Annotated in this window: 1 pseudogene; it reads left to right on the plus strand. The window is 65.6% G+C overall.

From position 1 onward, the window contains the following. Window positions 1-250: pseudogene (locus tag JMJ55_RS30660) on the plus strand (hypothetical protein); the annotation flags it as partial.

Genomic DNA, 250 nt, shown 5'->3' on the forward strand with positions numbered 1-250 from the left:
GGGCCACAACGTCATGCACGGCCAGTACGACTGGATGAACGATCCGGAATTCGCCGGCCGCGCCTACGAGTGGGACATCGCCGGGCCGTCCGACTTCTGGCGGCACACCCACAACCATATCCACCACACCTACACCAACGTGCTGGGCAAGGACGACGACGTCGGCTATGGGGTCGTGCGCCTGTTCCCGGAGCAGCGCTGGAAGCCGTTCTACCGCTGGCAACCGCTGTGGGTGACGCTGCAGGCGCTG

It is taken from the genome of Belnapia mucosa (assembly GCF_016775475.1).
GTDB lineage: Bacteria > Pseudomonadota > Alphaproteobacteria > Acetobacterales > Acetobacteraceae > Belnapia > Belnapia mucosa.